This is a genomic window from Streptomyces sp. 2114.4 (assembly GCF_900187385.1).
GTDB classification, from domain to species: domain Bacteria; phylum Actinomycetota; class Actinomycetes; order Streptomycetales; family Streptomycetaceae; genus Streptomyces; species Streptomyces mooreae.
Genome location: NZ_FYEY01000001.1, coordinates 5,563,596 through 5,577,153 on the forward strand (window position 1 = coordinate 5,563,596; position 13,558 = coordinate 5,577,153).

14 protein-coding genes are annotated in these 13,558 nt (G+C 69.6%); all 14 read left to right on the forward strand.

From position 1 onward, the window contains the following. Positions 1-70: 70 nt before the first annotated feature. The 14 genes from CFW40_RS24635 (at position 71) to atpA (ending at position 13,540) form a co-directional block, all read left to right on the forward strand. Positions 71-1,198: an LCP family protein gene (locus CFW40_RS24635; protein WP_088800038.1), complete on the forward strand. Its 1,128-nt coding sequence runs from the start codon at positions 71-73 to the stop codon at positions 1,196-1,198. Between the two features lie 175 nt (positions 1,199-1,373). Continuing rightward, a complete protein-coding gene (gene rpmE, locus CFW40_RS24640) occupies positions 1,374-1,598 on the forward strand; it encodes a 50S ribosomal protein L31 (RefSeq protein ID WP_086716401.1) in 225 nt (74 codons plus the stop codon). Between the two features lie 171 nt (positions 1,599-1,769). Beyond that, a complete protein-coding gene (prfA, locus tag CFW40_RS24645; protein WP_088800040.1) occupies positions 1,770-2,849 on the forward strand; it encodes a peptide chain release factor 1 in 1,080 nt (359 codons plus the stop codon). A gap of 107 nt (positions 2,850-2,956) precedes the next feature. Then, positions 2,957-3,802, forward strand: coding sequence for a peptide chain release factor N(5)-glutamine methyltransferase (gene prmC / locus CFW40_RS24650; RefSeq protein ID WP_088800042.1), 846 nt, complete (start codon positions 2,957-2,959; stop codon positions 3,800-3,802). A 70-nt stretch (positions 3,803-3,872) separates the two neighbouring features. Further along, positions 3,873-4,520, forward strand: a complete 648-nt coding sequence (locus tag CFW40_RS24655) for an L-threonylcarbamoyladenylate synthase (protein WP_088800044.1) — start codon at positions 3,873-3,875, stop codon at positions 4,518-4,520. Then, entirely contained in the window at positions 4,520-5,200 is a 681-nt protein-coding gene (locus CFW40_RS24660) for a protein-tyrosine-phosphatase (protein WP_176956397.1), read from the forward strand. Before CFW40_RS24655 ends, CFW40_RS24660 begins: the two co-directional genes overlap by 1 nt. Before the next feature lie 143 nt (positions 5,201-5,343). Continuing rightward, on the forward strand, positions 5,344-6,729 hold the full coding sequence (glyA, locus tag CFW40_RS24665) for a serine hydroxymethyltransferase (RefSeq protein ID WP_088800045.1): 1,386 nt from the start codon (positions 5,344-5,346) through the stop codon (positions 6,727-6,729). Between the two features lie 98 nt (positions 6,730-6,827). Beyond that, the gene (locus tag CFW40_RS24670; protein ID WP_176956396.1) at positions 6,828-8,171 is read left to right on the forward strand and encodes an MraY family glycosyltransferase; all 1,344 of its coding nucleotides are present in this window, start codon (positions 6,828-6,830) and stop codon (positions 8,169-8,171) included. Positions 8,172-8,460: 289 nt separating this feature from the next. Further along, positions 8,461-8,898, forward strand: a complete 438-nt coding sequence (locus CFW40_RS24675) for a hypothetical protein (RefSeq protein WP_088800047.1) — start codon at positions 8,461-8,463, stop codon at positions 8,896-8,898. 279 nt (positions 8,899-9,177) lie between these two features. Beyond that, a complete protein-coding gene (atpB, locus tag CFW40_RS24680) occupies positions 9,178-9,972 on the forward strand; it encodes a F0F1 ATP synthase subunit A (RefSeq protein WP_088800048.1) in 795 nt (264 codons plus the stop codon). A gap of 77 nt (positions 9,973-10,049) precedes the next feature. Beyond that, positions 10,050-10,310 carry an ATP synthase F0 subunit C gene (gene atpE, locus CFW40_RS24685; RefSeq protein WP_085922929.1) on the forward strand — a complete coding sequence of 87 codons (261 nt, stop codon included), beginning with the start codon at positions 10,050-10,052 and terminating at the stop codon, positions 10,308-10,310. A gap of 41 nt (positions 10,311-10,351) precedes the next feature. After that, on the forward strand, positions 10,352-10,918 hold the full coding sequence (locus CFW40_RS24690; RefSeq protein ID WP_088800050.1) for a F0F1 ATP synthase subunit B: 567 nt from the start codon (positions 10,352-10,354) through the stop codon (positions 10,916-10,918). Further along, the gene (locus tag CFW40_RS24695; RefSeq protein WP_088800052.1) at positions 10,915-11,730 is read left to right on the forward strand and encodes a F0F1 ATP synthase subunit delta; all 816 of its coding nucleotides are present in this window, start codon (positions 10,915-10,917) and stop codon (positions 11,728-11,730) included. Before CFW40_RS24690 ends, CFW40_RS24695 begins: the two co-directional genes overlap by 4 nt. Positions 11,731-11,947: 217 nt before the next feature. After that, positions 11,948-13,540 (forward strand): F0F1 ATP synthase subunit alpha, encoded by a 1,593-nt coding sequence (gene atpA / locus CFW40_RS24700; RefSeq protein ID WP_088800053.1) that lies wholly within the window; start codon positions 11,948-11,950, stop codon positions 13,538-13,540. The last annotated feature ends 18 nt before the right edge of the window (positions 13,541-13,558 follow it).

A 13,558-nucleotide genomic window follows, 5' to 3' on the forward strand; every position in this document is an offset into this window, starting at 1 on the left:
CAACGGGCCGTGTCAGCACACAGCACGGCGGCGGCGAGGGGCAGCCGAGCGAATGAGGACTGAGGAGCAGATGGCGGACAGCAGCGGGACCGCGCAGACGGCCGAAAGTCGTGCCCGCGGCATACGTGCCACGGGCCGCCGGCGCAAGGGCCCGACCCGACGCCGCCGAGCAGTGACCATCACCCTGTGCACGCTGACCAGCGTCGTACTGCTGGGTGGGGCCGGACTCGGCTACGTCTACTTCAAGCTCAACGGCAATCTGAAGGGCGTCGACATCAACGCCGCCCTCGGACACGACCGGCCGAAGAACGTCGACGACGGCTCGATGGACATCCTCGTCATGGGCTCCGACTCCCGCGCCGGCAAGAACGGGGAGTACGGCAAGGACGAGGGCGGCGCCCGCTCCGACACGGCGATGATCGTGCACGTGTACAAGGGCCGTAAGAAGGCCGGCGTGGTCAGCATCCCCCGGGACACCATGATCAAGCGCCCCGACTGCACCACCAAGGACGGCAAGGACGCCCCCGGCGCGCAGCGGGCGATGTTCAACACCGCGTTCGAGGTCGGCGGGCCGGCCTGCTCCGTCAAGACCGTGGAGTCGATCAGCGGGGTCCGGATGGACCACTTCGTCGAGGTCGACTTCACCGGCTTCAAGAAGCTCATCGACGCGCTCGGCGGGGTGGACGTCACCACCAAGAAGCCGATCGACGACAACAACAGCCATCTGCACCTGCCGGCCGGCAAGCACACCCTCAACGGCGAGCAGTCGCTCGGCCTGGTCCGCACCCGGCACGGGGTGCCCGGCGGCGACGGCAGCGACCTGGGCCGCATCCAGCTGCAGCAGACGTTCATCAAGGCCCTGATGAACCAGGTCAAGAACGTCGGGGTGCTCACCAACCCCACCAAGCTCTACGACATCGCCGACACGGCCACCAAGGCCGTCACCACCGACACCGACCTCAACTCGGTCAGCGAACTGACCGGCCTGGCCAAGAGCCTGGGCAACATCGGGTCGGACCACATCGACATGGTGACGATGCCGGTGACGTACGACCCCGCCAACCCCTCCCGCGTGGTGCCGCTGACGAAGAAGAGCGAGCAGGTCTGGGACGCGCTGCGCCAGGACAAGGACATCCCCAAGTCCGCGATCAAGGGCTCGGCCGGTGACCAGGGCGGCACGGACAAGTACGTGAAGTAGCCGGACGGCGGGCGTTCCGGGGCCCGGCGGCCCCGGAACCGGCCCGGGGAATAGCCGCGGCCGTACCCCGGTTTTGGGAGATACGGCTAGTCCTGGCAGACTGGACCGTCGGCCCCGGTTCACGTGACGCAACCCGCAGCACGACCCGGTGCACTCCCGAACCTAGGAGAATCCCTTGAAGCGCGACATCCACCCGGAGTACGTCGAGACCCAGGTCAGCTGCACCTGTGGCGCGTCCTTCACCACCCGTAGCACGGTCGCCGGCGGCACCATCCGCGCCGACATCTGCTCCGAGTGCCACCCGTTCTACACGGGCAAGCAGAAGATCATGGACACGGGCGGCCGCGTGGCCCGCTTCGAGGCCCGCTTCGGCAAGGGCGCTGCAGCCGCCAAGAAGTAGCGACCCGCACGGCGCCGGTCTCCGGTCGCCCCTGCCCAGGGGTGACCGGACCGGCGTTTTGTCGTCCTGGCCCTGGGCTCCCGTACGGGGGCCGGGGCCCGCGGCGCAGCCGCAGATGTGCCAGCGCCCCGGTACCCGGATCACCACAGCAGCCAGTAGAGGAACCCCACGATGTTCGAGGCGGTCGAGGAACTGATCGGCGAGCACGCCGATCTCGAGAAGCGGCTGGCCGACCCCGCGGTCCATGCCGACCAGCGCGAGGCCATGCGGCTCAACAAGCGCTACGCGGAGCTCACCCCGATCATCGCGACGTACCGCGACTGGAAGCAGACCGGCGACGACACGGAGACCGCGCGCGAACTCGCCGCGGACGACCCGGACTTCGCCGACGAGGTCAAGGAGCTCGACGCCCGGCGCGAGGAGCTGACCGAAAAGCTGCGGCTGCTGCTGGTCCCGCGCGACCCCAGCGACGACAAGGACGTCATCCTCGAGGTCAAGGCCGGTGAGGGCGGCGAGGAGTCCGCGCTGTTCGCCGGCGACCTGCTGCGGATGTACCTGCGCTACGCCGAGCGGGCCGGCTGGAAGACCGAGATCCTGGAGGCCAACGAGTCCGACCTCGGCGGCTACAAGGACGTCCAGGTCGCCGTGAAGACCAAGGGCGGGGGCGGCGCCACCGAGCCGGGGCAGGGCGTCTGGGCGCGGCTGAAGTACGAGGGCGGGGTGCACCGCGTCCAGCGCGTGCCCGCCACCGAATCGCAGGGCCGCATCCACACCTCCGCGGCCGGCGTGCTGGTCACCCCCGAGGCCGAGGAGGTCGAGGTCGAGATCGGCCCCAACGACCTGCGGATCGACGTCTACCGCTCCTCCGGGCCCGGCGGCCAGTCCGTCAACACCACCGACTCCGCGGTGCGCATCACCCACCTGCCCACCGGCATCGTCGTCTCCTGCCAGAACGAGAAGAGCCAGCTCCAGAACAAGGAGCAGGCGCTGCGCATCCTGCGCTCCCGGCTGCTGGCCGCCGCCCAGGAAGAGGCCGAGCGGGAGGCGTCGGACGCCCGCCGCAGCCAGGTCCGCACGGTTGACCGCTCCGAGCGCATCCGTACGTACAACTTCCCGGAAAACCGCATCTCGGACCACCGGGTCGGCTTCAAGGCGTACAACTTGGACCAGGTGCTCGACGGCGAACTCGACCCGGTCATCCAGGCGTGTGTCGACGCCGACTCGGCCGCCAAGCTCGCCGCCGCCCAGTAGGCCCGCAGGATCCGTAGCCCCCGGCCCCGGCCCCGGGCCCCGTCGCCGGGGTACCGCAGGCCCCGGCACCGCACAATGAAGACGCAGCGCACTAGGAGGAAGGCCCCGTGAACCTTCTGCTCGCCGAGGTGGCCCAGGCCACCCAGCGGCTGGCCGACGCCGGTGTGCCCTCGCCGCGCTTCGACGCCGAGGAACTCGCCGCGTTCGTGCACGGCGTCAAGCGGGGGGAGCTGCACCACGTCAAGGACGCGGACTTCGACGCCCGCTACTGGGAGGCCGTCGCCCGCCGCGAGGCGCGTGAACCGCTCCAGCACATCACCGGCCGGGCGTTCTTCCGCTACCTCGAACTCGCCGTCGGGCCCGGGGTGTTCGTGCCCCGCCCGGAGACCGAGTCGGTGGTCGGCTGGGCGATAGACGCCGTACGGGCCATGGACGTCGTCGAGCCGCTGATCGTCGACCTGTGCACGGGCTCGGGGGCCATCGCACTGGCCCTGGCCCAGGAGGTGCCCCGCTCGCGGGTGCACGCCGTGGAGCTGTCCGAACAGGCACTGGACTACGCCCGCAAGAACGTCGAGGGGTCCCGCGTCGTTCTCCATCACGGCGACGCGCTGACCGCGCTTCCCGAACTGGACGGGCAGGTCGACCTGGTCGTCTCCAACCCGCCGTACATCCCGCTGACCGAGTGGGAGTACGTCGCACCCGAGGCACGCGACCACGACCCCGAGCTCGCGCTGTTCTCGGGCCAGGACGGCCTGGACACCATCCGGGGCATCGAGCGGACCGCACACCGCCTGCTGCGCCCCGGCGGAGTGGTCGTCATCGAGCATGCCGACACCCAGGGCGGGCAGGTGCCGTGGATCTTCACCGAGGAGCGGGGCTGGGCCGATGCGGCCGACCACCCGGACCTCAACAACAGGCCCCGTTTCGCCACCGCGCGCCGGGCGACGCCATGACGCGTTCCGCTTCGGCGCCTGATGCAGCCGATGCATCCGAAGTATTCGTTTCGCACGAGGAGGTCCCGTAATGGCACGGCGATACGACTGCAGCGACGCGACCGACCGCACCACCGGTCTGCGCGAGGCCGCCTCGGCCGTCCGCCGCGGTGAGCTGGTCGTGCTGCCCACCGACACCGTCTACGGCATCGGTGCGGACGCCTTCAGCGCCGAGGCCGTCGGCGACCTGCTGGAGGCCAAGGGCCGCGGCCGCGGTATGCCCTCCCCGGTCCTCGTCGGGTCCCCCAACACCCTGCACGGGCTGGTCACCGACTTCTCCGAGCAGGCCTGGGAGCTGGTCGACGCCTTCTGGCCCGGGGCGCTCACCCTCGTCGCCAAGCACCAGCCGTCGCTGACCTGGGACCTGGGCGAGACCCGGGGCACGGTCGCGGTGCGGATGCCGCTGCACCCCGTCGCGATCGAGCTGCTGACCGAGTTCGGCCCGATGGCCGTCTCCAGCGCCAACCTCACCGGCCACCCGTCCCCGCAGGACTGCGACGCCGCACAGGAAATGCTCGGCGACTCCGTCTCCGTCTACCTCGACGGCGGCCCGACGCCCGCCGCCGTGCCCTCCTCGATCGTCGATGTCACCGGCAAGATCCCGGTGCTGCTGCGCGAGGGCGCGCTCAGCGCGGAGGAGCTGCGCAAGGTGGTACCCGAGCTCGAGGTGGCCAATTGATGGCGCCCCTGGGGCGTGGCATAGCGGGACCAGGCACCGGCACCCACCCCCCTGTACCCCCCTCACCCCCTTTTCGGATCCTCCACGTCAGCACCGGCAACGTCTGCCGCTCGCCGATCACCGAGCGGCTGCACCGCCGTGCCCTGGAGCTGCGGCTGGGCGACGCCCGCAGCGGCGGGCTGCTCGTGGAGAGCGCCGGCACCTGGGGCCACGAAGGCGCGCCGATGGAGACCCACGCCGCGACGGTGCTCACCGACTACGGTGCCGACCCGGCCGGGTTCCTCGGCCGGGAACTGCTCGACGAGCACGTCATCCGCGCCGACCTGGTGCTCACCGCCACCCGTGACCACCGCGCCCAGGTCATCTCGATGGGGCACTCCGCGGGGCTGCGCACCTTCACGCTCAAGGAGTTCAACCGGCTGGTGCGGGCCATAGACCCGGCCACGCTGCCCGAGCCCGACCCGGAGCTGCCGGACGGCGGGCTGGTCGAGCGCGCCCGCGCGCTGGTCGGTGCCGCCGCGGCGCTGCGCGGCTGGCTGCTGGCGCCCAACCCGGAGTCCGACGAGGTCTACGACCCCTACGGGGCGCCCATCACCTTCTTCCGCTCCATCGGCGACGAGATCAACCAGGCGCTCGACCCGGTCGTCACCGCCCTCACCGGGGTCCCGGCGCGGGCCTGAGGCCCGTTCGCCCACAGACCGGGGAGAGCGGCCCTCAGCGGCCCTGTGCGGGCGGCAGGACCCGGTCGGCCCGCACACCGCGCCCGAACTCCCCGCCGCGCCTACATTGGGACTACGTCCCCGTACGAGGCCGGGAGCAAGCGATGCCTGCCACCACCGCGTCACCCCGTCACGAGACCGAGGCCGGCCCCTCCCGGGCCGCCGAGCCCGCCGCCGGGGCCGCCGAGACCGCCGAGGACCGCGCACGGGCCGCCGCCCGTGACGCCGCCGTCCGGCCGGCCGGTGCCCCGGACTTCGCCGCCCTGCTGCACCAGGACCCCGAGATCGCCGGTGTACTGCTCGGTGAGAGCGCCCGGCAGAGCGACGGACTGCAGCTGATCGCCGCGGAGAACTTCACCTCACCGGCCGTCCTCGCCGCCCTCGGCTCCCCGCTGGGCAACAAGTACGCCGAGGGCTACCCGGGGGCCAGGCACCACGGCGGCTGCGAGATCGTCGACCTCGCCGAGCGGATCGCGGTGGAACGCGCCAAGGCCCTTTTCGGCGCCGAACACGCCAACGTCCAGGCACACTCCGGGTCTTCGGCCGTACTGGCCGCCTACGCCGCCCTGCTGCGCCCCGGCGACACCGTCCTGGCCATGTCCCTCCCGCACGGCGGGCACCTCACCCACGGCTCGCCCGCCAACTTCTCCGGCCGCTGGTTCGACTTCGCCGGCTACGGCGTCGACGAGGAGACCGGACTGCTGGACTACGAGGCGATCCGGGAGTTGGCCCGCGCCCGCCGGCCCAAGGCCATCGTCTGCGGCTCGATCTCCTACCCCCGGCACATCGACTACGCCGCCTTCCGCGACATCGCCGACGAGACCGGCGCATACCTGATCGCGGATGTCGCGCACCCGCTCGGGCTGATCGCCGGGGGAGCGGCGCCCAGTCCCGTCCCGTACGCGCACGTGGTGTGCGGAACCACACACAAGGTGCTGCGCGGGCCGCGCGGCGGGCTGATCCTGTGCGGCGCGAAGCTGGCCGAGCGCATCGACCGCGCGGTGTTCCCCTTCACCCAGGGCGGCGCCCAGATGAACGCGGTCGCGGCCAAGGCCGTCGCCTTCGGCGAGGCCGCCACACCCGCCTTCGCCGCGTACGCCCACCAGGTCACCGCCAATGCCCGCGTGCTCGCCGGGGCACTGGCCGCCCAGGGCCTGACGGTCACCACCGGTGGCACCGACACCCATCTGATCACCGTCGACACCGCTCCCCGCGGCCTGGACGCCCGCACCGCCCGGGGGCGGCTGGCCGCCGCCGGGATCGTGCTGGACACCTGCGCACTGCCGTGTGCCGAGGCCCCCGACGACCTGGCGGCCCGCCCGACCGGCCTGCGGCTGGGGACCGCCGCGGTGACCACACAGGGGATGGGCGAGGCGGAGATGACGGCGGTCGCCGAGCTGATCGTGGCGGCGCTGGAGGAGGACGGCAGTGCCCGCTCCAGGACCGTCGCTTTGGTCCATGGCTTTCCGCCTTATCCCGATCGCGGGTGATGGTGGAACCATCCGCTGACGCCAGGCGTCTATTCCTGTATTCACGGCCAGGGGGCTGACACGCATAGGGTGTGGGGCTGTGATGGCCAGCTATACCAATGGGGCAGCCCGTGCGTGAATACCTGCTGACGCTGTGCGTCACGGCCGCGGTGACCTACCTGCTGACCGGGCCGGTACGGAAGTTCGCGATCGCGGCCGGTGCGATGCCGGAGATCCGCGCCCGCGACGTGCACCGCGAGCCGACACCGCGGCTCGGCGGTATCGCCATGTTCGGCGGACTGTGCGCCGGTCTGCTGGTGGCCTCGCACCTGACCAACCTCAAGAGCGTCTTCGAGAACTCCGACGAGCCCCGGGCGCTGCTCTCCGGCGCCGCCCTGATCTGGCTCCTCGGCGTCCTGGACGACAAGTGGGGCGTGGACGCCCTGGTCAAGCTCGGCGGCCAGATGATCGCCGCGGGCGTGATGGTCCTGCAGGGCCTGACGATCCTCTGGATCCCGATCCCCGGCGTCGGCACGGTCTCGCTGACCCCCATGCAGGGCACCCTGCTGACCGTCGCCCTCGTCGTGATCACCATCAACGCGGTGAACTTCGTCGACGGCCTGGACGGCCTCGCCTCCGGCATGGTGTGCATCGCCGCCGCGGCGTTCTTCATGTACGCGTACCGGATGTGGTTCGGCTACGGCATCGAGGCGGCCGCGCCGGCCACGCTGTTCTCGGTCGTCCTGATGGGCATGTGCCTGGGCTTCCTGCCGCACAACATGCATCCGGCGCGGATCTTCATGGGTGACTCGGGCTCGATGCTGATCGGCCTGGTGATGGCCGCGGGCGCGGTCTCGGTGACCGGCCAGGTCGACCCGGACCTGCTCAATGTGAAGGCGGGCGGTCTGCGTGAGGCGACCCACGCGATGGTGCCGGTCTACATCCCGCTGCTGCTGCCCCTGACGGTCATCGCGGTGCCGGTGGCCGACCTGGTCCTGGCGATCGTGCGGCGTACGTGGAAGGGCCAGTCGCCGTTCGCGGCCGACCGCGGGCACCTGCACCACCGGCTCCTGGAGATCGGGCACTCGCACAGCCGGGCCGTGCTGATCATGTACTTCTGGTCGGCCCTGATCGCGTTCGGCGCGGTCGCGTACTCGGTGAACAACGCCAGCATGTGGATCGTGCTGGGCATCGTGCTGCTGAGCGCGGTCGGACTGGTGCTGCTCCTGCTGCCGCGCTTCACCCCGCGCACGCCGCGCTGGGCGGAGTGGATGGTCCCCCCGCGCTACCGCCGGGTCTCCCGTGCAACCGCTCCGGAGGCGCCGGCCGCGGCGTGGGACGAGGAGAGCGTCACCGGGCCGCAGGAGGAGCGGGAGCCGGTCCCCGCGGGCATCAACGGGGCCACCGCGATCGGCGACCGCTCACGCTTCGTGGGACACCGCAGGGCGGACAGTCACCACTGATCCGCACCGTCGGTCGCCCGAACGTGCTACAGGAATCGGGTCGGTTGACCCCATACCAGACATAAAGCTGGCTGTCCGTGCACCAACGCGCACGTTCACGCTCAGGTGTGACAGGGTCCACACGAACCAGGTAAAGACCTCATCAAATAGTTTGTGATACCGTTCACGAAACCCGGCGATAGAGCCGAAGGGTCGTAGTGCGACTGCCCTTGGGCCGCAGGTTCCGCCTCAGGCCGGGTCTACGCTCGTCCATGACGACACACCCCACATCTTTTGCCGGAGCGCCGCCATGCAGTCGAATGACGCCCGACTACTCCTTCACGCCGTTGTGCCCACCCTCGCCGCCGGCGCTGTCGCCGTTGCCGTGAGTGCTGTGGTCGCCGGTGTGGCGGGAGCGCTCGGCGCCGTCATCGGGACCGCGCTGGTGGTGCTCGTCATGGGGGCCGGTCTCGTGGTCCTCCAGAAGACCGCGAAGAACCACCCGCAGCTGTTCCAGATGATGGGTCTGTTGCTGTACACGGTGCAGATCCTGTTCGTGGCGGTCTTCCTGATCGCGTTCAAGGGCACCACGCTCTTCGACACCAAGGCATTTGCGTTCACCCTGCTCGGCGCCACCCTCGTGTGGATCGCGGCACAGACCCGCGGTCATATGAAGGCGAAGATTCTGTATGTGGAACCCGACTCCGCCGAAACGAAGAAGGCGGAGACGGCGGGGTCGCCGACGTGACACGTAGGGCCGAGATAAATGCCCTCTTGCGGGCCTGCTATCGTCCGGTTTCAACTGCGGCACAGTTGGCGCAGGCGGCTGAGCTCCCGGGTTCCACTCGATGGAATGGGCGGTTCTCGCGGCCGATGCCTGTGATGTGGCAGGGCCCAGCGCCCGCCCGCCGCCCCCAAATCCGTAAGACCAGTCCAGTGCCGCTCCGTGGCTCAACGCCGCGCCGACACAACGAGGTTGCCGTACCCATGCGCCACGCTGAAGGAGCTCGCGGTGAGTGCTGAAACGATGCTCGCCTTCGAGACCGACTGCCACATTTTTTCCGGCTGTGGCTTCGAGGCCCCGGGCCTTCATTCGTTCGTCTTCAAGCCCCTGTTCACCGTCGGTGGCTACGAGTTCAACAAGCCGATGCTGCTGGCGTTCCTCAGCACGATCGTCGTGGTGTGGTTCTTCTGGGCCGCATTCGGCCGGGCCAAGGTGGTGCCCGGAAAGCTCCAGATGGTTGGCGAGGCGGGCTACGACTTCGTGCGCCGCGGGCTCGTCTATGACGCGCTCGGCAAGAAGGAGGGCGACAAGTACGTCCCCTTCATGGTCTCGCTGTTCTTCTTCGTGTGGATCATGAACATTTGGTCCATCGTCCCGGTGATGGCGTTTCCGGTGACATCGGTCATCGCCTTCCCGATGGGCCTTGCCCTGGTGGTCTATGTCCTTTGGCTGAGCCTGACGTTCAAGAAGCAGGGCTTCGTCGGCGGCCTGAAGAACATCACGGGTTACGACAAGTCGCTCGGCTGGGTGCTGCCGCTGATCATGGTGCTCGAACTGCTCCAGCACCTGATCATCCGCCCGTTCACGCACGCGGTCCGGCTCTTCGCGAACATGTTCGCCGGTCACCTGCTGATCCTGCTGTTCACCCTTGCCAGCTGGTACCTGCTGAACGGCATCGGCATCGTCTACGCGGGCGCGTCCTTCGTGATGACGATCGTGATGACCGCCTTCGAGCTCTTCATTCAGGCCGTCCAGGCGTATGTCTTCGTCCTCCTGGCCTGCAACTACGTCCAGGGCGCGCTCGCCGAGCACCACTGAGCACCCTCGCCTCCCAGCCCAACAGCTGTCCGGTGGCCAACCCCCACCGGTCCGTGAAATGAGAAGGAAGTAACGGCATGTCCGCTGCTCTCGAAATGGTCAACCTCGCCGCCGGCTCTGCCAAGACCAACGTCGTCGGCAACGTCGCCTCGATCGGTTACGGCCTCGCCGCGATTGGCCCCGGCGTCGGCGTCGGCATCATCTTCGGTAACGGCACCCAGGCCCTGGCCCGTCAGCCCGAGGCTGCCGGCCTGATCCGTACCAACCAGATCATGGGTTTCGCCTTCTGTGAGGCGCTCGCCCTGATCGGCATCGTCATGGGCTTCGTTTACCAGTAAACGAACCCCTCGACTATCCCATTCAGACGGAAGGCACTGATGTGAACGCCCTGGCGAACATGGCGGCGGAGGTTCCCGAGAACCCCCTGGTCCCGCCGATTCCAGAGCTGGTCATCGGCCTGATCGCCTTCTTCATCGTCTTCGGCATCCTGGCCAAGAAGCTCCTCCCGAACATCAACAAGGTTCTGGAAGAGCGCCGGACGCTCATCGAAGGCCGCATGGAGGAAGCCGAGGCGGCTCAGGCCGAAGCTCAGCAGGTACTCACGGACTACCGGGCACAGCTGGCCGACGCCCGCCACGAGGCCGCGCGACTGCGCCAGGAGGCGCAGGAGCAGGGTGCGACTCTCATTGCTGAGATGCGCGCCGAGGGCCAGCGGCAGCGCGAGGAGATCATCGCTGCCGGTCACGCCCAGATCGAGGCGGACCGGAAGCAGGCTGCGCAGGCGCTGCGCCAGGACGTGGGCAAGCTCGCCGTCGACCTGGCCGGCAAGCTCGTCGGGGAGTCCCTCGAGGACCACGCCCGGCAGAGCCGGACCATCGACCGCTTCCTCGACGACGTCGAGGCCAAGGCGGCGTCCGACGCGACGAAGGCTGAGGCCGGACGATGAACGGAGCGAGCCGCGAGGCACTCGCCTCCGCACGCGAGCAGTTCAACGCGCTGACGGATGACACCTCCGTCGACGCCGCGAAGCTCGCCGAGGAGCTGGCTGCCGTCACCGCTCTGCTCGACCGCGAGGTGTCGCTGCGTCGGGTCCTGACCGACCCGGCGCAGGCCGCCGAAGCGCGCGCCGAACTGGCCGGACGACTGCTGGGCAACCAGGTGGGCGGCCCGGCCGTCGACCTGGTGTCCGGCATGGTCCGCGCCCGCTGGTCGGGTTCGCGTGACCTGACCGACTCGCTCGAGGAGCTGGCCTACAGCGCCGACCTCGTCGCCGCGCAGCGGGCCGGCCAGCTCGACGACGTCGAGGACGAGCTCTTCCGGTTCGGCCGCATCGTCAGCTCCAACGGCGAGCTGCGCGGTGCGCTGACCGACCGGAACGCGACGGTCGCGGCCAAGACGGAGCTGCTGCGTGCGCTGCTGGGCGGCCGGGCCAACCCGGTCACCGAGCGCATCGTGATCCGTCTTGTCGTACAGCCGCGGGGCCGTAGCCTGGAAGCGGGGCTCGACGCCCTCTCCAAGCTGGCGGCGAGCCGCCGGGACCGGATGGTCGCGGTGGTCACCTCCGCGGTGCCCCTCAGTGAAGGGCAGCGGCAGCGCCTGGGCGCTTCCCTGGCGCAGCTGTACGGACGGCAGGTCCACCTGAACCTCGACGTGGACCCCGAGGTCCTCGGCGGAGTCCAGGTCCGGATCGGCGACGAGGTCATCAACGGAACCATCGCGGCGCGCCTCGAAGAGGCGGACCGGCGGATGGCCGGCTGACCCAGCCACACCAACTCAAGAGCTGCACAACCGGCGGTCGGACGCCGGACCAGCCGGCCGGACCACACGGTCCGGCTTGCGGTCCGGGCGAAGCCCCGGGGACCAGCACAAGCATGACGGCGGCCCGAGTTGGGCCGTAAGCGGAAACCCCCTGGGGGACAGACCCCCGGACACCCGCAAGTAACTTCGGGCCCAACAAGGAGAGCAGGGAACCCAGATGGCGGAGCTCACGATCCGGCCGGAGGAGATCCGGGACGCGCTGGAGAACTTCGTCCAGGCGTACAAGCCGGACGCGGCCTCGCGCGAGGAGGTCGGCACGGTAAGCGAGGCCGGAGACGGCATCGCGAAGGTCGAGGGCCTTCCCTCGGCAATGGCGAACGAGCTGCTGAAGTTCGAGGACGGCACGCTCGGTCTTGCGCTGAACCTGGAAGAGCGCGAGATCGGTGCGGTGGTCCTCGGTGAGTTCAGCGGCATCGAGGAGGGCCAGCCGGTGCAGCGCACCGGTGAGGTGCTCTCGGTCGCCGTGGGCGAGGGCTACCTCGGCCGCGTCGTCGACCCGCTGGGCAACCCGATCGACGGCCTCGGCGAGATCGAGTCCGAGGACCGCCGCGCCCTGGAGCTGCAGGCCCCGGGCGTCATGGTCCGTAAGTCGGTCCACGAGCCGATGGAGACCGGCTACAAGGCCGTCGACTCGATGGTGCCGATCGGCCGTGGCCAGCGTCAGCTGATCATTGGTGACCGCCAGACCGGCAAGACCGCCCTGGCCGTCGACACGATCATCAACCAGCGCGACAACTGGCGCTCGGGCGACCCGAAGAAGCAGGTCCGCTGCATCTACGTCGCCATCGGCCAGAAGGGCTCCACCATCGCGTCCGTGCGCGGTGCGCTGGAGGAGGCCGGCGCCCTGGAGTACACCACCATCGTCGCCGCCCCGGCGTCCGACCCGGCGGGCTTCAAGTACCTGGCGCCCTACACCGGCTCGGCCATCGGCCAGCACTGGATGTACCAGGGCAAGCACGTCCTGATCATCTTCGACGACCTCTCGAAGCAGGCCGACGCCTACCGCGCCGTGTCCCTGCTGCTGCGCCGTCCGCCGGGCCGTGAGGCCTACCCGGGCGACGTCTTCTACCTGCACTCGCGTCTGCTGGAGCGCTGCGCCAAGCTCTCCGACGAGATGGGCGCCGGCTCGATGACCGGTCTGCCGATCGTCGAGACCAAGGCGAACGACGTGTCGGCGTTCATCCCGACCAACGTCATCTCCATCACCGACGGCCAGTGCTTCCTGGAGTCGGACCTCTTCAACGCGGGCCAGCGCCCGGCGCTGAACGTGGGTATCTCCGTCTCCCGTGTCGGTGGCTCGGCCCAGCACAAGGCCATGAAGCAGGTCTCCGGCCGGCTCCGCGTGGACCTCGCCCAGTACCGCGAGCTGGAGGCCTTCGCCGCCTTCGGTTCCGACCTGGACGCGGCCTCCAAGCAGCAGCTGGAGCGCGGCAAGCGGATGACCGAACTGCTCAAGCAGGGTCAGTACGCTCCGTACGCCACCGAGGACCAGGTCGTCTCCGTCTGGGCCGGCACCAACGGCAAGATGGACGACGTTCCGGTCGAGGACATCCGCCGCTTCGAGCGGGAGCTCCTCGACCACCTGCACCGGGAGAAGAAGGACCTCCTGACCAGCATCCGCGAGGGCGGCAAGATGTCCGACGACACCATCGGCGCGATCGCCGAGGCCGTCGACGGCTTCAAGCGGCAGTTCGAGACCTCGGACGGCAAGCTGCTCGGCGAGGACGCCCCGGCCGGCACCAGCAAGTGACGACGGAAGGGACCTGAT

Coding starts and splice junctions, on each gene's coding strand:
- CFW40_RS24675 (WP_088800047.1), top strand. CDS start 8,461: ATGCAGTCGAATGACGCCCGACTACTCCTTCACGCCGTTGTGCCCACC.
- CFW40_RS24695 (WP_088800052.1), top strand. CDS start 10,915: ATGAACGGAGCGAGCCGCGAGGCACTCGCCTCCGCACGCGAGCAGTTC.
- CFW40_RS24635 (WP_088800038.1), top strand. CDS start 71: ATGGCGGACAGCAGCGGGACCGCGCAGACGGCCGAAAGTCGTGCCCGC.
- atpE (WP_085922929.1), top strand. CDS start 10,050: ATGTCCGCTGCTCTCGAAATGGTCAACCTCGCCGCCGGCTCTGCCAAG.
- atpA (WP_088800053.1), top strand. CDS start 11,948: ATGGCGGAGCTCACGATCCGGCCGGAGGAGATCCGGGACGCGCTGGAG.
- CFW40_RS24660 (WP_176956397.1), top strand. CDS start 4,520: ATGGCGCCCCTGGGGCGTGGCATAGCGGGACCAGGCACCGGCACCCAC.
- prfA (WP_088800040.1), top strand. CDS start 1,770: ATGTTCGAGGCGGTCGAGGAACTGATCGGCGAGCACGCCGATCTCGAG.
- CFW40_RS24655 (WP_088800044.1), top strand. CDS start 3,873: ATGGCACGGCGATACGACTGCAGCGACGCGACCGACCGCACCACCGGT.
- atpB (WP_088800048.1), top strand. CDS start 9,178: ATGCTCGCCTTCGAGACCGACTGCCACATTTTTTCCGGCTGTGGCTTC.
- glyA (WP_088800045.1), top strand. CDS start 5,344: ATGCCTGCCACCACCGCGTCACCCCGTCACGAGACCGAGGCCGGCCCC.
- CFW40_RS24670 (WP_176956396.1), top strand. CDS start 6,828: ATGGGGCAGCCCGTGCGTGAATACCTGCTGACGCTGTGCGTCACGGCC.